Genomic DNA, 19,582 nt, shown 5'->3' on the forward strand with positions numbered 1-19,582 from the left:
CCGCCGGAGACTATTCGGCGGTGCGCCGAAGGCTATTCGGCGGCGGGCACGCCCAGCAGCACGGCGCGCATGAGCGCGCTCACCCGGGCCAGGTTCTCGGGTCGCCCGTCGAAGCGGATGCGCCGGCCCACATCGATGACCTGGGCGATGGCCGCGTGCACCCGGAAGCGCGCCTCGACCTGGTCGCCCTCGAGCAGGTTGGCCCATTCGAGCACGTTCTGCCGCTGCACCGAGCGCAGCCGATGCTGTTCGGAGGCGGGCAGATTCGAGAATTCGGAGAAGTAGACCGGCAGGATCTCGGGCATGGCGAAGGTCATGCGGGAGAACCGGTCGGCGATCCGCACGGCCGCGTCGGCGCGGCTGGTGGCCTCGGCCAGCGCCTCGTTGTTGCCGATGGCGACCCGTTCGCCGGTGCGGTGGAAGGCGGCGGCCAGCAGGTCGGCTTTGCTGGCGAAGTAGCGGTAGACGCTGGAGGCGTTGATGCCGGCGGCGGCGCCGATCTCCTCGATGCTGGCCTCGTGGTAGCCCTGCCGTCCGAAGATGCGGATGGCCTCGGTGAGCAGCTGCTCGCGCTTGGAGATGACGGGCAGGCCGCGCACCAGCGGGTCGCCGGTGGCCGGGGCGGGCGCGGGCGGCAGGTCGCAGCGCAGCAGGTCCCAGCAGATCTCGGTGATCAGGTTGACCAGGCGGGTGGTGGACAGCGCGGTGCGGTGCGCGGTGATGGAGCCGATGGCGCTCAGTACCGCGGCCGCGCGCAGCTCGATGTCGGCGGTGTCCGCGTCGGGGTACAGCTCGGCGATCGCGGCGGCCAGGGTGGCGCGCAGTTCGTTGTAGATGACGCGGATGCGGTCGCGGTCGGCGCGTTCCAGGTAACGGCGCTCCCACCGGTACAGCCCGCCCTCGCGGCGCACGTCGATGGTGTACTCGGCGATGCCGCGGATCAGCGCGGTGAGTCGCGGTTCCGCTTCCAGCTCGGGATGGTCGGCGGCCTTGGCGGCGTCCAGCAATTGCTGTGCGCCCATTTCCGCGGCGGCCACCAGCAGCGCGTATTTATTCGTGAAGTGGCGGTACAGCGCCGGACCGGAGATGCCGACCTCGGCCGCGATCTCGTCCACGCCGACCGGGTGGTAGCCGCGTTCGGCGAACGCCCGGGCCGCTACCCGCACGATTTGGGCCTTGCGGTTCTTGGGGCGGCGGCGGGGACCGGATTCGCTGTCGGATGGCCCGGAGTTACTGTCCGGTCGCGCGGAAGCGAGGGTGGCCTCGCTGCGATCGGCGACCATACAGTTTCTCCTTCTCGACGAACACCGGCTGTTGACAGTGCCGGACGAACCCCCCTAAGTTAACCACAATTCGCAAATCCGAACACAGTCTGCGGCATTGCCGCCGCATATATATCTGGGGAGTGCCCGATGACGGACATCGCGACCACGCCGGGGTACACAGCGGTTCAGGACGGGCGGGTACTGCGCATCACCATCACCAATCCCAAGCGTAAGAACGCGCTCAGCTACGACACCATGGCCGGTTTGGGCGACACCGTGCTCGCGGCTGCGCAGGATCCCGCCGTGCGGGTCATCGTACTGACCGGAGCGGGCGGCGACTTCTGCACCGGCGCGGATCTGGCCGCCGCACCGGGCGAGAAGGAACGCGGCATCACGCCCGAGATGACGATGGACGTGGCCAACCGGATGATCAGAGCGATCGTCGACTCCCCCGTTCCGGTCGTCGCCCGGGTCAAGGGCGCGGCGGCCGGGGTGGGCGTGGCCTTCGCGCTGGCCGCCGATCTGGCCTACGCGTCCGAGGACGCCTACCTGTTGCTGGCCTTCATCAATATCGGCCTGATGCCCGACGGCGGTGCGGCGGCCCTGGTGGCGGCCGCGGCCGGTCGCCCGCTGGCCGCGGAGATGGCACTGCTCGGCGAGCGGCTCCCGGCGCGAAAGGCCGTGGAGCACAGCCTGATCGCGGGCGTGTACGGCGACGAGGAGCTCGACGCCAAGGTGGAGGCGGCCGTCGCCAAGCTCGCGCACGGCCCGCGCCGCGCCCTGGAGCTCACCAAGCGCGCCCTCAATGCGGCGGCGCTGACCTCGCTCGACGCCGCCCTGGCCGCCGAGAAGGCCGGCCAGTGCGAACTGCTCGGCTCGGCCGATTTCGCCGAGGGCGCGGCCGCCATGCTGCAGAAGCGCCGGGCGGTCTTCGCCGAATAGCGCGGCGCGTCAGCCCTTTCCGGCGACGGTCAGGTAGATCAGCACCACGTTCAGGGCGGTGATGACCGCGGCCACCAGCCAGGCCAGACCGGTGGTGACGCGGTGGTTGACGTTCGCGCCCATGAGCGCGACATCGCTGGTGAGGCGCACCAGCGGGATGAGCGCGAACGGAATGCCGAACGACAGCACCACCTGCGAAATGATCAGGGCGCGAGTGGGATCGACGCCCAGCGCGAGCACCACCAGGGCGGGAATCAGCGTGATCACGCGGCGCACGGCCAGCGGAATGTGCCGGTCCAGCAGGCCCTGCATGATCATGGCCCCCGCATAGGCCCCTACCGACGTGGACGCCAGGCCCGAGGCGAGCAGGCCGACCGCGAGCAACAGCCCGGCCGCCGGGCCGAGCACCTGCTGAACCGCGGCATGCGCGCCCTCGATGGTGTCCACCCCGTCGCGGCCGCGCAGCGTGCCGGCCGCCATCAGCAGCATGGCCAGGTTCACCGTGCCCGCCAGCAGCATGGCCAGGCCGACGTCGTACCGGGTGACGCGCAGCAACCGGTTTCGTGAGGCGCCCACCTCCGGATGCCCGTGCCGGTCGCGGGCCATGCCGGAGTGCAGGTAGACCACGTGCGGCATGACGGTCGCACCGATCATGGCCGCGGCCAGCAGCACGCTGCCGGAGCCGTCGAAGCGGGGCACCAGGCCGCCCACCGTTTCCGAGGCCGATGGCGGCGAGAACACCAGGGAGGCAAGGAATCCGATCGCGATGATGCCGAGCAGGCCGATGATGACGCGCTCGAAGGGCTGCTGCCCGCGGAGATTCTGGATCAGCAGCAGGATCATCGACACGATGCCGGTGATGATGCCGCCGATCATGAGCGGCAGTCCGAACAGCAGGTTCAGTGCGATCGCCCCGCCCACCACCTCGGCGAGATCGGTGGCCACCGCCACGGTCTCGGCCTGCGCCCAGTACGCGAGCCGCACCGGACGGCCGGACTTCTCCCGCACCACCTCCGGCAGCGACTTGCCCGTCACCAGACCGAGTTTCGCCGACAGGAACTGGACCAGCCCGGCCATCACATTGGCCATGACCACCACCCACACCAGCAGGTAGCCGTATTGCGCGCCGGCGCTGATATTGGAGGCGACATTGCCCGGATCGACGTACGCGATGGCGGCGACGAAGGCCGGGCCGAGTAGCACCGCGGCCGACCGCGCTCGCTGCAACGGGCTGCGCTGATAGGCCAGGCTGGTACTCACACACCGATTTTACGGGTACCCGAACTTTTTGTTTAGCACTTCCTACCAAGCTGTGACCACAGCCATAACGCGCAACAGCCCGGCACCTTGCCGGTGCCGGGCTGTCTTGCGTTGTCCGCGTGGACTTTCGGTCAGATACCGAGGCCCTGGGCCAGGACCGGCCACGAGTTGATGAACTCGTCGTTCCAGTAGCCCCACGAGTGGGTGCCGGTGGCCCGGAAGTTGTAGGTGGCCGGGATGCCGAGCGAGTTCAGCTTGTTCGCCAGGTTGTGGCTGCAGAAGTTGGTGCCGGCCTCGATCACGCCACCGATGATGATCTGGTTGGCCAGGCCGTAGGCGCCGGGCAGCGCGTACGGGCCGTTGAGGGTGTCGTATACGCCGGGCAGACCGCTACCGGAGGAGATGTAGAGGTTGATGCCGCGCAGCTTGTCGGCATTGATGACCGGATCGTGCTGGGCCCACTCGGACGAATCCGCCGGGCCGTACATGTTCTCGAGCTTGCCGCCGCCCCACGTCTCGACGGTCAGGCGCATGAACTCCTGGCCCTGCGGGTCGGCCATCTGAGCGCATCCGGAGTAGGCGGCGACGGACTTGTACAGGTCCGGCTTGGCCTCGGCCAGGGTGAGCACGGTGGTGCCGGAGGTGGAGATGCCGGCGATGGCGTTGACGCCGTTGGTGCCGAGCGCGGCGTCGATCAGCGGGGGCAGTTCCTCGCTGAAGAAGGTGGTCCACTTGTTGCGGCCCAGCACCGGATCGTCGTTGTCCCAGTCCTGGTAGTAGGACCACTTGCCGCCGATGGGCTGGATGACGTTGACGTTCTTGTCGCCCAGGAAGCCGTTGACGATATTGGTCTTCTTGACCCAGGAGGCGTCGTCCTGACCGCCGCCCGCGCCGTTGAGCAGGTACAGGGTCGGGCGCGGCACCGAGGCGTCCGCGGGCCGCTGCACGTCGACCGGGTAGGTGGCGCCCATGGCCGCCGAATAGACGTAGAGCCGGATGTTCCGGTCGTCCTTCATCTCGGCCTTGGTGATCTTCGAACCATCCGCCGAGACCGGATCGGCCAGCAGCTTCTTGCCGTCGATGATCGGGTCAGCGGAGGCGGTGCCGCCACCGACGCCGGTCATCAGACCGGTGAGAACCGCTGTGGCAGCAAGGAAGGCCGCGGCTCGCAGCCCGCGCCGCCCGTTCCGGACATGTCGACGAATCAATGTTTCGCACCTTCATCTCGTGTCGAATTCAGCTGATACTACGGGTCGCTCACACCGCGGGCGTCAGCGCCCGTGTTCGGCGAGTCCACCCAGCGCCTGCACCCAGCCCTCCACCAGTTGCTTGACCTGGTCCAGGCCGAGCACCGTGCCCACGAAATCGAAGCGGGCGATCAGGCCGTCCTGGCTGGTGTCCACGGTGACGTCCAGGTACAGGTCGTCGGCGACCGGTTCCGGGTAGACCCGGGCCGGGCGCAGGTCACGGTAGCGGAAGCCGATGCGGCCCACCGGGAGTACGGCGATCTCCGCCACCGTCTCCGGGTTCAGGTGCCGCAGCAGCCCAAAACCGACTCCCTGCGAGGGTACTTCGCGCGCCCGGTCGCGGATCTGCTCGATCACCGCGCCCGCGGTCGGGCCGCCGGCCCGCACCTCGGCGAGGTCGACGCCGTCCAGGCGCAGCGGGAACGGGTAGGTGGTGCTGAACGCGCCGACCGTCCGCAGCCCGGCCGGATCGCCGGGGGTGCGGCCGTCGGCGATCAGCCGCACCACCGAACCCAGTGTGTCGCGCAGGGTTTCGGCGCCCGGGTCGAGCAGGGTGGCGGCCAGGGCGGCCAGCAGCACGTCGTCGATGCTGGCGCCGTAGCGGCGCGCCACGCCGTCGACGGCCGCCGCGCCCTCGCCGGTGATGGACACCGAGACCCGGCCGCGGGCACCGGAATCGGCGTCGCCGAGCACCAGCTCCGGCGACACGCCCTCCGCGACGCCGGCGAGCTGGTCACGCCACCAGTCCAATTCGTCGATGGTGTCGGCGTCCACGGCGCGTTCGGCCAGCGCGCGGGCGATGCCGAGCGGGTGGGCGTCCGCGCTGTGCGGGGTGGCGTGGCCGCCCGACCAGGAGGCGGTGAGGTCCTCGATGACGGTGCGCCAGGAGGCGTCGTCCACGACCAGGCCGTTGGCGACCACGACGAGCACGGCGGCAGGCCGGTCCTGCGGGTCCTCCGCCGAGTCGGTCGCCACGTTCTCCACCAGCACGAAGCGCATGTTGTACCCCTTCTCGGGGTCCAATTCGGCGGCGGCGGCGTGGATCACGGCCTCGATGGGGTCACCGACAGCCTCCAGGTTGGGGTCGATCTGCCAGACCACCGCGGCGCCGCGCGGCTGGGCGGCCGGAATGTCGAGCGCCACCGCGTCGCCATTGCGGCGCAGTCGCGCCCACAGGCCCGGATGCCGGTCCAGCAGTCCGGCGACCGAGCGGCGTACCCGGGTGCCGGAGATGCCGGCGGCGATATCGAGGGTGATGGCCCGGACCCAGACTCCGGACGGTTCCACCTCGAGCAGGCCCATGGCGCCCGCGGGCAGCGGCGAAACCTCGCCCACCGCACTGAGTCTCGGCCCCATGACCGGGTTCTTGACGGCCACGCGCGGCGGCGCGGCCGGTGCGGTCTCCTCCGGTGCGGCCGTCGCGTCGTTCTCCGGTGTGATGGCGGCGGCCGGGCTCACCCGCTCGGGCTCGGCAACCGACCGGAACGCGATATCGGGATCCGGCTCGGACTCCCGGAGCGATTCGGGTTCGGCGGCCTGTTCCGGATCGCGCAGCTTCACCGACCGCTCGAGATCCTCGGGCCTGATCACCGGCAGCACCGCGGTGGTGGCCCAGTCGACCTCGAGCTCCTCGGACTGCCCTGCGGCGGACGCGGATTCGTCCGTGGCGGACGCCGGCTCGCCGGTAGCGGGCACGGCGGCGTCGCGGGTGCCGGCCACGGGCCGGGCGCGCAGGTCCTCGGCGGCGATGACCCGCACGTCCGCGGGGACCGCCGGGGACAGGGGGTCCCGCACCGGTTCGGCGAGGACCAGGTGGGTCACCGCCTCGCGGGTGAGCAGCTCGGTGAGTTCGGCCGGCTCGTAGGCGCGGTGCTGCGCGACCACCAGTGCGGCGGCGGCGCCGAGCGGCAGCAGCGGTTCCAGCGGCGACAGGCTCGACCCGGCCGCCGCGAGATAGATCGCCCGCGCCTCGCCGTGCAGGCCGAAGGACAGCGTCCGGGTGGCGATCGCGTACAGGTCCGCCTGGGCGAGCACCACCTCGCCGGAGCCGTCGGCCGCGCGATCGACCCAGGCCGCGTCGCCCGGCGCGACCGGTGCGCGGCGGTCCGAGTCGGCAACCGGTGCGGGCGAACGGGATTCGACGTCGGCGCCCACACGCGGATCGTCGACCACGAGCCACTCCCCGCCGGCGGCCAGCGGGGGCAGCGCGGCCGTGGCGGCGCTGAGGGTCAGGCCGTGCGTGGTCCGGTCGTCGATCGCACCCATGTCACCGGTGGCAGGATCCACCGGCAGCACGGTCGCACCGGTTTTGGCGACCGACCACACCGCGAGGATGAGCGCCACCGAGCGGGGCAGCGCCACGGCCACCCGGGTGCCCGGGCGCGCGCCCTGATCGATGAGAACCCGTGCCAGACGCGAGGACTCGGCGTCGAGCTGGGCGTAGGTGAAGGCCCGGCCGCGGATGATCACCGCCGCGCCGTCCGGATTCGCCTCGACGGCGGCGGCCATGAGCTCGGGCAGGGTGCCCACCGGCTCGGCGGCAGCGGCGGTATCGCCGGCCGGTTCGGTGTCGGCGCGCTCGATGAGGCCGGCCAGCACCGGTCCGATCACGGCGAGGGATTCCGCGGTGGTCATCATCTGGTGGGTGCCGGGCACCGGGTGCTCGCCCACGGTCCCGCTGACGTAGGGCCGCCAGTCGGCGGACGACTTCGCCTGCGGGACACCGGCGCTCAGGAACTCGGCCCGGAACAGCTCGACGCGGCCGTCGAAATGCCGCGGCCGGTACTGCGATTCGAGCTCGAGGCTGCGCACCGCGCCGCGGTAGATGCGGCGCAGGCGGTCCAGGGTGAGGACGCCGAGGTCCGGCGGCACCGCCCCGTGCAGCGCGGTGAGCGCCTCCTCGCTCAGGTTCAGCAGGTCGCCGTCGGGGAAGGCCTCGGGGCCGATGCCGATGGTGGCGAACTCGTCCAGGATCGAGGTCCGGAAGTCGGACTTCGACTCCGGGTAGGAGTCCAGGATGGCGACCAGGTCGACCTGCTGTCCGGCGGCCTGCAGCTCGGTGGCGATGGCGTAGGCCAGGATGCCGCCGAGCGAGTAGCCGAGCACCCGGTAGGGGCCCTCCGGCTGGATGGCGCGCATTTCGGCGGCGTAGCGGCGGGCCACGTCGGCCAGATCGGCCGGGTCGTAGTCGGCCTCGGTGAGGGCGGGCGACTGCAGGCCGAGCAGCGGCTGGTCCTCGGGGAGGAAGCGCGCCAGACCGGCGTAGCACCACGACATTCCGGACATGGGCGGGGCACAGAAGATCGGCGTCCGGGTGCCCGTGGCGCGAATCGGCAGCACGACCTGCAGTCCGGCTTCGGAATTCGAGTCGAAGTCGTGTTCACCCTCGAGCGCGGCCAGGATCTGCGCGGCGAGTCCGGCCACGGTCGGCGCGGTGAAGAACCACGCCACCCGGACCTCGGCGCCGGTCAGCGTGCGCAGGCGGCTCGCCACCTGGGTGGCCAGCAGCGAATTGCCGCCGAGGGTGAAGAAGTCGTCGTCCGCGCCGACCCGCTCCAGGCCGAGCACGTCGGCGAAGACCTCCGCCACGGTCTGTTCCAGGGCGGTGGCCGGGGCACGGAAGACGGCCGCCTCGAATTCGGGGTCGGGCAGCGCGGCGCGGTCCAGCTTGCCGTTCACGTTCAACGGCAGGGCGTCGAGGACCACGAAGGCGGCCGGGACCATGTACGACGGCAGCGCCGCCGACAGGGCCGACTTCACCTGCGGCACCTCGATATCCGAGCCGGACGGGACCAGGTAGGCGACCAGCCGGTCGCCGGTCTTGGCGTCGGTCTTGGCGAGCACCGCGGTCTGGGCGATCTCCGGCAGCGCCAGCAACGCCGCCTCGATCTCGCCGAGCTCGATACGGAAACCGCGGATCTTCACCTGGAAGTCGGTGCGGCCCCGGTACTCCAGCTCGCCGGTCGAGTTCCACGCGACCAGGTCACCGGTGCGGTACATGCGCTCACCGGTCGCGAACGGGTCGGCCACGAAGCGATCCGCGGTCAGATCCGGTCGCCCGAAGTAGCCGCGCGCCAATTGCGCACCGGCGAGATACAACTCGCCGGGCACCCCGGCGGGCACCGGCCGCAGCCGGGCGTCGAGGACGTAGACGCGGCTGTTCCATTCCGGCGCGCCGATCGGCACCGAGACGCGGTCCGCGGCGGTGACCTCGTGGTTGGTGATGGACACCGCGGCCTCGGTCGGGCCGTACAGGTTGTACAGCCCCACCGCCGGGAAGGCGGTGCGGAACCGCAGTGCGAGCGTCGCGGGCAGCGCCTCACCGATGGCCAGCACGCGCCGCAGCGCGCCCAGTCCGACGGCCGAATTCGGTTCGGCCAGTAGCGCGTCCAGCATGGACGGCACCGTGTGCAGCACGGTCACGGCCGTGCGGGCCATGAGCGCGTTGAGGTACACCGGGTCGCGGTGGCCGTCGGCCTCGGCGATGACCAGGCGGCCGCCCGAGACGGCGGCGGACCAGAATTCCCACACCGACAGGTCGAAGGTGGACGCCGTCTTCAGCAGTACCGCGTCGTCGACGCCGAGGTCGAATTCCGCTGTCTTCCACAGCAACTGGTTGACGATCGCTGCGTGCGGCACGGCCACGCCCTTGGGGCGGCCGGTCGATCCCGAGGTGAAGATGACGTAGGCGGTGTTCGCCGGCCGCAGTGGCGCGACCCGCTCGGCGTCGGTGATCGGCCCGGCCGGAACCGAATCCGTCGCCAGCTCGTCCAGGCGGACCATCGGTGCGAGACCGGTCACGAAGCCGGTCGCGCTCGTGGTGAGCACGCACACCGGCGCGGCCGATTCCAGGATGTGGCCGGTGCGCTCGGCGGGCTGATCCGGATCGACGGGCACGTACGCGCCACCCGCCGCGGTGACCGCGTACATGGCCACCACGAGGTCGGTCGAGCGCCGCAGGGCCAGCGCCACCCGGGACTCGGGGCCGACGCCCAGCGAGATCAGGTGGCGCGCCAGGCGGTTGACCCGCTGCGCGAGTTCGGCGTAGGTCAGCTCGCCTTCGCCGTCGGCGACCAGGGCGGTCCGCCCGGCGTGGGCGCTCGCGGTCCGGTCGAGCAGGGACGCCAGCGTGGCACGGGTGTCGACCTCGTGCCGGGTGTCGTTCCAGCCCTGCAGGATTCGGGCCCGTTCCGCAGACGCGAGCAGCTCCACCTCGCCCACCGGGGCGGCCGGTTCGGCCACCACGCTGGTGAGCAGCCGCACGAAGCGCTCGGCGAACCCGGCGACAGTGGCCTGGTCGAACAGGGCCGTCGCGTAGGTGAAGTGGCCGAGAATGCCTGCGGGCTCACCGGTTTCGCTGTAGCGGTCCGCGGCGATCAGGTGCAGGTCGAACTGCGACAGCTCGGTGTCGATGTCGAGGCCCGCGACGGTCAGCTCCGGCAGTTCCAGACCGGCCTGGCTGTGGTTCTGGAAGGACAGGCCCACCTGGAACAGCGGGTGCCGGGCGGTGGAGCGCACCGGGTTGAGCACCTCCACCAGGCGCTCGAATGGGACGTCGGCGTGCGCGAAGGCGGCGAGGTCGGTTTCGCGCTGCCGCGCCAGCAGTTCGGTGAAGCTCGCGCCCGCGTCCACCCGGGTGCGGAAGACCAGGGTGTTGACGAACATGCCGATCAGGTCGTCGAGCGCCTCCTCACCGCGGCCCGCGATCGGGGTGCCGATGGCGATGTCGTCGGTGCCCGAGAGCCGGGCCAGCAGCACGGCCAGCGCGGTGTGCACGACCATGAACAGCGTCGCGCCCTCGGCGCGCGCCAGCTCCACCAGCGCGCGGTGGGCGGCGGCGTCGATGCTGAGCTCGACCTTGCCGCCGTGGAAGGACTGCACGGCCGGACGCGGCCGGTCCGAGGGCAGGTCGAGCTGGTCGGGCAGTCCGGCCAGGGCCTGCTGCCAGTAGCCGATCTGGGCGGCGGCGACCGACTGCGGATCGTGCTCGTCGCCCAGCAGTTCGCGCTGCCAGATGGCGTAGTCGGCGTACTGCACCGGCAGCGGCTGCCAGGCCGGTTCCAGATCCATGGACCGGGCGGCGTAGGCCACCATGAGGTCCCGGGTCAGCGGGGTCACCGACGAGCCGTCGCCGGAGATGTGGTGGATCACCAGGGCCAGCACGTATTCGCCCGGGGCGTCGGTGATCTCGAACAGCGCGATGCGCAGCGGCACCTCGGTGGTGACGTCGAACAGGTGCGAGGCCACCGCGAGCACCGCGCCCGGAACCTCGCCGGAGGCGACGGCGCGAACCTCGAGAACGGGCGTCGCCTGCGCGACCGGAAGCACCACCTGCACGGGACCGTTGCCGGTCTCGGGGTAGATGGTGCGCAGGATCTCGTGGCGCGCAACCACATCCGCGACGGCCGCGCGCAGCGCAGCCACATCCAGGGCGCCGGTGAGCCGGACCGCGGCGGGGATGTTGTAGGCGGCGGACTCGGTGTCGAAGCGGTTGAGGAACCACATGCGCTGCTGCGCCGGTGACAGCGGAATGTGCTCCGGGCGCGGACCCGCCACCAGGGCGCGGCGGCCGGTGCCGGTGACCGATTCGAGGGCGGCGGCCAGCGCCGCCACCGACGGCGCGTCGAAGAGGATGCGGACCGGGACGCGGGTGTCGAGGGTCGCGCCGAGGCGGGCCACCACCTGGGTGGCGACCAGGGAATTGCCGCCGAGGGCGAAGAAGTCGTCGTCGCGGCCGACCGGCTGCCCGAGGCCGAGGGTCTCGGCGAAGACGGTGGCGACGGTCTGCTCGACCGGGGAGACCGGGGCGCGGAACTCGCGGGCCTCGAATTCCGGTGCGGGCAACGCCTTCCGGTCCAGCTTGCCGTTGGCGTTGACCGGCATGGCGTCCAGCACCACCAGGGCGGCGGGCACCATGTAGGACGGCAGCCGGGCGGCCAGGTGCGCCTTCAGCGCGGCTGTGTCGAATTTGCCCTCCGATTCGCTCCGGGCGGGGTTCGACCTCTCGGGAACCAGGTAGGCCACGAGCTGGTCGCCGCGGTCCGCGTCGGAACGCATGACCACGACCGCCTGGTCCACGGAGGCGTGCGAGGTGAGGGCGGCCTCGATCTCGCCGAGCTCGATGCGCAGGCCGCGCAGCTTCACCTGGAAGTCGGTGCGGCCCAGGTAGACCAGCTCGCCGTCGGCGTTCCACCGGACCAGGTCGCCGGTGCGGTACAGGCGCTCGCCGCGGCGGAAGGGGCTGGCCACGAAGCGATCCGCGGTCAGGTCGGGGCGGCCGACGTAACCGCGGGCCAGCTGCGCGCCCGCCAGGTAGAGCTCACCCACCAGGCCGGGGGCGACCGGGTGCAGGCGTGAGTCCAGCACGTAGGCGCGGGCGTTCCAGACCGGGCCGCCGATCGGCACGGCGCCGGAGACGTCGTCGGCGACCGGCGCGTAGGTGGCGTGCACGGTGAATTCGGTAGGGCCGTACAGGTTGTGCAGCTCCGCCGGGCTGATCGCGCGGAAGGCGTCGACCGCGTCGGAGGTGAACGCCTCACCGGCCACCAGCAGCGCCCGCAGCGACGTCAGCAGCGCGGGATCGGCGGCCGCCGAGAAGGCGCGCAGCATGGACGGCACGAACGAGGTGAGGGTGACCCGTTCGGCGGCGATGACATCGGCCAGGTACAGCGGGTCGCGGTGCCCGTCGGGCGTGGCGACGACCATGCGGCCGCCGGTGGCCAAGGGGCCGAACAGTTCCCACACCGACACGTCGAAGGTGGCCGGGGTCTTGAACAGCACGATGTCGTCGCCGTCGAGCGCGTATTCGGCGGTGATCCAGCGGATCTGGTTCACGGCGGCGGCGTGCGGCACGGCCACGCCCTTGGGCCGGCCGGTGGAGCCGGAGGTGAAGATGACGTACGCGGTGTTCTCCGCGCGCAGCGGCGCGCGGCGTTCCACGTCGATGACCGGATGGTCGGCGTAGCCCGCGAGGATGGCGGTGTCGATCTCGAGCACCGGGTGCGCGCCCGCGTCGAAGGTGTCGCGGGAGGTGGTGAGCACGCACACCGGTTCGGCGGTGTCGAGCACGTGCGCGATGCGCTCGGCGGGCTGGTCCGGGTCCAGCGGCACGTACGCGCCACCCGCGGCCAGCACGGCGTAGACGGCGGTCACGAAGTCCAGCGAGCGCCGGATGTGCAGGGCCACCAGCGATTCCGGTCCGACGCCCGTGGCGATGAGGCGACGGGCCAGGCGGTGGACGCGGGCCGAGAACTCGGCGTAGGTGAGCTGCTCGCCGTCGTGGACCAGGGCGATGGCGTCGGGGGTGCGCAGCGCCTGGGTCTCGAACAGCGACACCAGGGTCGTGGTGGCCGCGCGGGGCAGCCCGGCCGCCACATCGACGGCGGTGGCGTTCCAGTCCGACAGCACCCGCTGCCGTTCGTCCACGGCCAGCAGGTCGAAGTCGCCGACGGCCCGCTCCGGATGGGTGGCCGCCGCGACCAGGGTGCGGCGCAGCCGCTCGGCCAGCCGATCCAGGGATTCCGGATCGAACAGGTCGGTGGCGTAGGTGAACGCGGCCGAAATGCCCTGTGCCACACCGTCGGCGGTGGTCCGCTCGACCAGCGTCAGGTCCAGATCGAACTTGGCGACCGGCACGGTCAGGTCGACGTCGGAGACGGTGACGCCGGGTAGTTCGAACACGGCCGGCGTCATGTTCTGCACGGTCAGCGACACCTGGAACAGCGGGTGCCGGGCCTGCGAGCGCGGCGGATCCAGCAGCTCCACAATGCGTTCGAACGGCGCGTCGGCGTGCTCGAAGGCGGCCAGGTCGGTCTGCCGCACGGCGGCGAGCAGCTCGGCGAAGCTGGCATTGGAGTCGACCTCGGTGCGCAGCACCAGGGTGTTGACGAACATGCCGATCAGGTTGTCCAGCTCGGCCTCGCCGCGGCCCGCGATGGGCGCGCCGATGGCGATGTCGCCGGTGCCGGACACCCGCGCCAGCAGCACCGCGAAGGCGGCGTGCAGCACCATGAACAGCGTCGTGTTGTGCTGCTGCGCAACCCGGTTCAGGGCGCCGTGCACGTGCGGGTCGATATCGAAGGCGTGCACCGCGCCGCGCCCGGAGGCCACCACCGGCCGGGGCCGGTCGGTGGGCAGCTCCAGCTGATCGGGCAGTCCGGTCAGGGCGGAGCGCCAGTAGTCGAACTGGCGGGCCAGCAGCGAGCCGGAATCGTGTTCGTCGCCGAGGCTTTCGCGCTGCCACAGCGCGTAGTCGGCGTACTGCACCGGCAGCGGGGTCCAGGACGGTTCCTGCCCCTGCATGCGGCCGAAGTAGGCGGTCATCAGGTCGCGGGTGAGCGGGCCGCCGGAGAAGCCGTCGCCGGCGATGTGGTGGACGACGCAGACCAGCACGTGGTCCTCGGCGTCCAGGCGCAGCAGCCGCAGCCGCAGCGGCGGGGCGGCGGTCACGTCGAAGGGCGCGAAGGCGACCTCCGAGACCACCTGCGCCACCTCGGCTTCGGTGACCGGAACCACCGGCAGCGAGGGCATGGCGTCGGGCTCGTGGACGTCCAGGATCACCTGGTGGCCGACGCCCTCGTGCTCGGGATAGTAGGTGCGCAGCACCTCGTGCCGGGCGACCAGGTCGGCCACGGCGTCGCGCAGCGCGGGCACGTCGAGCGGTCCGGTGACGCGCAGCGCGATGGGCAGGTTGTAGGTGGCGGCATCGGTGTCGAGGCGGTTGAGGAACCACATGCGCTGCTGCGCGTAGGACAGCGGCACCAGCTCCGGCCGCGGCATCGGCCGCAGCGGCGCGACGGCCGAATCGTCCAGTGCGCCCAGCGAATTCGCGAGTTCGGCGACGGTGGGCGCCTCGAACAGGGCGCGCACCGGCACCCGGGTGCCGACCGCGGCGCCCAGCCGCGCCACCACCCGGGTGGCGTTCAGCGAGTTGCCGCCCAGCTCGAAGAAGTCGTCGTCCGCGCCCACCCGGTCCAGGTGCAGCACGGTCGCGAACACCTCGGCCACCGTGCGCTCGGCGGCGGTGGCGGGCTCGCGGTATTCGCGGGCCTGGAACTGCGGCACCGGCAGTGCCTTGCGGTCCAGCTTGCCGGAGGCGTTGAGCGGCATGGCGTCCAGCCGCACCACGGCGGAGGGCACCATGTAGGACGGCACGGATTCGCGGGTGTGCGAGAGCAGTTCGGCGTCGGTGACCTGCGCGCCGTCCTCGAGCACCACGTAGGCGACGAGGCGGTCGCCGCTCGCGCCGCGCACCAGCGAGACCGCGGCCCGGTGCACGGCCGGGTGGCCGAGCAGCACGGTCTCGATCTCACCCAGCTCGATGCGCTGGCCGCGCAGCTTGACCTGGAAGTCGCTGCGGCCCAGGTACTCCAGCGCATACGAGGCGCCGGCCGAGCCGACGGGTTCGGCCTCGCCGACGTGGATCCAGCGGACCACGTCACCGGTGCGGTAGAGCCGCTGCCCGTCCTCGTGGGCGACGAAGCGCTCGGCGGTGAGCGCGGGCGCGCCGAGATAGCCGCGCGCCAATTGCACGCCCGCGACATAGAGTTCACCGGCCGCGCCGAAGGGCACCGGCCGCAGCTGCCGATCCAGCACCAGCACCCGGGTATTGGCGACAGGGCTGCCGATCGGCACGGCGACGCCGTGGGTGCGCTCGGCCGGATGCGCGGTGACCACGGTGGCCTCGGCCGGGCCGTACCAGTTCACCAGCTCGGTATCCGGCAGCGCGGCAGCGAATTTCGTGGCGCTCTCCGCCGTGAGGGCTTCACCGGCGGCGAACACCCAGCGCAGCGAGGGGTGCCGCCGGGCCGCGCCGTCGAGGTAGGCGTCGAGCATGGACGGCACGAAATGCACGGAGGTGACGGCGTATTCGTCGATCGTGCGCGCGATGTAGGCCGGGTCGCGGTGCCCGTCCGGTTCGGCCACCACCACGGCCGCGCCGGTCTGCAACGGCCAGAACAGCTCCCAGGTGGAGATGTCGAAGGTGATGGGCGTCTTGTGCAGCACCACGTCGCCCGCGCGGTGCGGGTAGGTGCGCTGGGCCCAGCGGAACTGGTTGGCCATCTGCCGGTGCGTGATGACCACGCCCTTGGGGCGGCCGGTGGAGCCGGAGGTGTAGATGACGTAGGCGGCGTTGTCCGCGCGCACGCCCGCGGGTGCGACCTCCACGAACGGATCCGCGCCCGCGAGCGCGTCCACGAAGAACAGCGGTACGCCGGAGGCGGTTTCGAAGTCGTCGGCCGCGCGCGTGAGCACGCACACCGGCGCGGAACCCGCGAGGACGTACTCGTTGCGCTCGGCCGGGTGATCGGGATCCACCGGCACGTACGCGCCGCCGGAGCGCAGCACCGCGTAGACGGCGACCACCAGATCGATGCCGCGCCGCATGGCCACGGCCACCCGGGATTCCGCGCCGACACCGCGCAGGGTGAGCTCCTGCGCGAGCCGGCGGGAGCGGGCGTCCAGCTCGGCGTAGGTCAGGGTGGTGCGGCCGAAGATCACGGCCGGGGCGTCCGGGGTCCGCGCCACCTGGGCGTCGAACAGGGTGAGCAGCGTCGAATCGTCCAGCAGCTCGGGCACTTCGGTGGCATTGACGGCCGCCAGCTCGCGGCGCTCGCCGTCGAGCAGCGCGTCCACCGCGGCCACCCGCGCCCGCGGGTCGGCGGCGATGCGGGACAGCAGCGCCGAAAGCCGGTGCGCGATGGCCTGGGCCGCGTCCTCCTCGAAGAGGTCGCGCAGGTACTTCACGCCGAAGCCGAGGCCCTTGCCGCGCGGCTGCACCATGACGGTGAGCGGGTAATGGGTGCCGTTCACGGCGGACGCGCCGAGAATGCCCGCGCCGTCGATGGGCGCGGCGGCGTCGTCGAGGGACTCCTCGTCCACCGGGAAGGAGGCGAACACCACGATGGAGTCGAAAAGCCCGTCGACTCCGGCGATCTCCTGGATCTCGCCCAGCCCGACGTAGTGGTGGTCGAGCAGCGCGGCCTGCTCGTCCTGCAGCGCCCGCAGCACCTCGGTGAGCGTGCTGCCCGGGGTCAGCCGCACCCGCACCGGGATGGCGTTGAGGAACAGGCCGATCATGGTCTCGATGCCCGCCAGCTGCGGCGGACGGCCGGACACGGTGGCGCCGAAGACGACATCGTCGCGGTCGGTGCTGCGGCCGATGAGCAGACCCCACGCGGCCTGCACGACGGTATTGAGGGTGACGCCCGCCTCGTGCGCCACCCTGGTGAGCGCGGTGGTGTCGTCCTCGGACAGCTGGAAGGCGACTTCGCCGATGCCCGAGGTGATCTCGCGCGAGGGATCGACGGCCGCGAGCGGCGTCGGCTCGGTGAACCCGTCGAGGGTCTCGCGCCACGCCTCCCGCGCCGCGGCGTGATCGCGCGCGGCCAGCCAGGCCAGGTAGTCACGGTAGGACCGCGCCGCCGGGATCTGCGCCGCGTCGCCGCCGGCCGCGTACAGCAGCAGCATGTCCTGGATGAGCAGCGGCATGGACCAGCCGTCGATGAGGATGTGGTGGCTGGTGACGCACACCCGGTAGCGGTCGGCGGCCGTGCGGTACAGCGCCACGCGCAGCAGCGGCCCGGTGCTCATGTCGAAGTGGCGGCCCACGTCGAAGGCCATCAGCCGGTCGGTCTCGGCCAGCGCCTCGGCGGGCACCCGGTCACTGAGATCCAGGTACTGCCAGGGCAGTTCGACCTCGTCGAGGACGACCTGCAGCGGATTGCCCGCGCTGTCCTCGGCGAAGACCACCCGCAGGTTCACGTGCCGGTCCAGCATGGCGCGGGCGGCGGCGTGCACGCGCGGCACGTCGATCTCACCGGCCAGGTCGAGGGCGAACTGGACCATGTAGGCGTCGACGGAGGATTCGGCCAGCCGCGCGTGGAACAGCATGCCGGTCTGCAGCGGGGTGAGCGGCCACACCTCCGACAGGTTCGGGTAGCGCTCGCGCAGCCGCGCCTCGTCGTCGGCGCTCAGCTCGACCAGCGGCCCGGTGGCGAGTTCCTCGGTGGCGGCGGCGGTGTCGACCGGCACCGCGAGCTCGGCCAGCGCGGCCACGGTGCGGGCGGCGAACATCTCCTTGGGCTTGAAGCCCAGACCCCGGGCGCGGGCCCGGGACACGATCTGGATGGCGGTGATGGAATCCACGCCGAGGCTGAAGAAGTCGTCGTCGAGACCGACCCGGTCCAGGCGCAGCACCTCGGCGATGACCTCGGCCACCGCCTGCTGCGCCGCCGTCTCCGGGGCCCGGTATTCGGTGACCTCGAGCTGCGGCTCGGGCAGCGCGCGGCGGTCGAGCTTGCCCGCGGGCGTCAGCGGGATGGTGTCGAGGACGATGATGGCGGCCGGCACCATGTGCGCGGGCAGCGTCCGCTCGGCCAGCTCCGACAGCACCGCGGTGTCCACCGGGAAGCCCGGGGCCGCATGCACATACGAGACCAGCGCGGTGGCGCGGCCGTTCACCTCGTGACCGACGGTGACCGCGAAGTCGACCGACTCGTGCCCGGCGAGCACCGCGTCGATCTCGCCCAGCTCGATGCGCAGGCCGCGGATCTTCACCTGGAAGTCGTTGCGGCCCACATACTCCAGCTCACCGGCGGCATTGGCGCGCACCAGGTCACCGGTGCGGTAGAGCCGGGCGCCCGCACCCCCGTCGAACGGGTTCGCGACGAAGCGGGCCGCGGTCAGTTCCGGCCGGGCGTGATATCCGCGCGCCAGCAGCGCACCGGCGATGTACAGCTCGCCCGGGGTGCCGACCGGCACCGGCCGCAGCCATTCGTCCAGCACGTACGCGCCGGCGCCGCGAATGGGGGCGCCGATGGTCACCGGCCGGTCCGGGGACAGCGGATCGGAGATATTGGTCGCGATGGTCGCCTCGGTCGGGCCGTAGGCATTGTGGAAGCGGCGGCGACCGGACGGGTCGCCGGACCAGCGGCGCACCAGCTCGGCCGAAATGGCCTCGCCGCCACCGACGATGGCCTCCATGGTGGTGAGCTGATCCGGGTCCAGCGAGGCCAGCACCGACGGCGTGATCAGGCCGTGGGTGACCCGCTCCCGGGCGATCAGGCGGCCCAGTTCGTCACCGCCGTACACCTCGGGCACCGCGACCACCATGGTCGCGGCCGCGCCGATGGCCATCAGCAGTTCCATGATCGAGGCGTCGAAGGACGGGGTGGCGACCTGCAGCACCCGCGACTCCGGCCCGATGCCGAAACGTTCGCGCATCTCCGCGGTCAGCGCGGCCAGGCCGGTGTGGGTGACCACCACGCCCTTGGGCAGGCCCGTCGACCCCGAGGTGTAGATGGCGTAGGCCGGATGCTCGGCCCGCAGCGGGCGCGCGCGGTCGGCATTGGTGACCGGTTCGGCCGGATAGCCCTGGGCGGCGGCCGCGATCTCCTCGGTGTCCAGTTCCAGCCAGGGCAGCGTGGTCGGCAGGCCCGAGCGGGTATCGGCCACGGTCAGGCCCAGTACCGCCCGCGAGTCCGAGATCATGTGCCGCACGCGGTCGGCCGGATAGTTGGGGTCCACGGGGACGAAGCCCGCGCCGGTCTTGGCGACCGCCCACACCGCCACCACCGACTCCAGCGAGCGGCGGATACCGACCGCGACCAGATCCTCCGGGCCGATGCCGCGGGTGATGAGCAGGCGCGCCAACCGGTTCGATCGCTCGTCGAGTTCGGCGTAGCTCAGCGCGGCCAGGCTGCGCTCGGCGTCGGCGACCGTGATGGCGAGGCCGCCCGGATTGGCCTCGACCGCGGTCGCCAGCAGCTGCGGCAATGTCGGAATGTGGGGTCCACGGCGGGTCCGGGTGGGACGTACGCGAGCCGTGCGGGTCATGCCGCCACCGCCACGAGCTCGATCTTCCGGTCC

At 71.7% G+C, this 19,582-nt stretch carries 5 protein-coding genes; 1 reads left to right on the forward strand and 4 read right to left on the reverse strand.

From position 1 onward, the window contains the following. Nucleotides 1-32: 32 nt before the first annotated feature. Nucleotides 33-1,283: a TetR/AcrR family transcriptional regulator gene (locus ABZV44_RS01815; RefSeq protein WP_354830639.1), complete on the reverse strand. Its 1,251-nt coding sequence runs from the start codon at nucleotides 1,281-1,283 to the stop codon at nucleotides 33-35. A gap of 129 nt (nucleotides 1,284-1,412) precedes the next feature. Between ABZV44_RS01815 and ABZV44_RS01820 the strand changes: the two genes are divergently transcribed. After that, entirely contained in the window at nucleotides 1,413-2,207 is a 795-nt protein-coding gene (locus ABZV44_RS01820; RefSeq protein ID WP_354830641.1) for an enoyl-CoA hydratase-related protein, read from the forward strand. A 9-nt stretch (nucleotides 2,208-2,216) separates the two neighbouring features. On the opposite strand, the gene ABZV44_RS01825 is transcribed toward ABZV44_RS01820, so the two are convergent. The 3 genes from ABZV44_RS01825 to ABZV44_RS01835 form a co-directional block, all read right to left on the reverse strand. Further along, nucleotides 2,217-3,467, reverse strand: a complete 1,251-nt coding sequence (locus ABZV44_RS01825) for an Nramp family divalent metal transporter (protein WP_354830643.1) — start codon at nucleotides 3,465-3,467, stop codon at nucleotides 2,217-2,219. Nucleotides 3,468-3,598: 131 nt separating this feature from the next. Then, complete coding sequence (locus ABZV44_RS01830) at nucleotides 3,599-4,591, reverse strand: alpha/beta hydrolase family protein (RefSeq protein ID WP_354831603.1); 993 nt, start codon at nucleotides 4,589-4,591, stop codon at nucleotides 3,599-3,601. A gap of 147 nt (nucleotides 4,592-4,738) precedes the next feature. Beyond that, nucleotides 4,739-19,549 (reverse strand): amino acid adenylation domain-containing protein, encoded by a 14,811-nt coding sequence (locus ABZV44_RS01835; protein WP_354830645.1) that lies wholly within the window; start codon nucleotides 19,547-19,549, stop codon nucleotides 4,739-4,741. Nucleotides 19,550-19,582: the final 33 nt, after the last annotated feature.

The organism is Nocardia sp. NPDC004860 (assembly GCF_040609015.1).
Lineage (GTDB): Bacteria > Actinomycetota > Actinomycetes > Mycobacteriales > Mycobacteriaceae > Nocardia.

Excerpts from the sequence above, each read along its gene's own strand:
- ABZV44_RS01815 (WP_354830639.1), bottom strand. The coding sequence starts at position 1,283 with ATGGTCGCCGATCGCAGCGAGGCCACCCTCGCTTCCGCGCGACCGGAC.
- ABZV44_RS01820 (WP_354830641.1), top strand. The coding sequence starts at position 1,413 with ATGACGGACATCGCGACCACGCCGGGGTACACAGCGGTTCAGGACGGG.
- ABZV44_RS01830 (WP_354831603.1), bottom strand. The coding sequence starts at position 4,591 with ATGACCGGCGTCGGTGGCGGCACCGCCTCCGCTGACCCGATCATCGAC.
- ABZV44_RS01835 (WP_354830645.1), bottom strand. The coding sequence starts at position 19,549 with ATGACCCGCACGGCTCGCGTACGTCCCACCCGGACCCGCCGTGGACCC.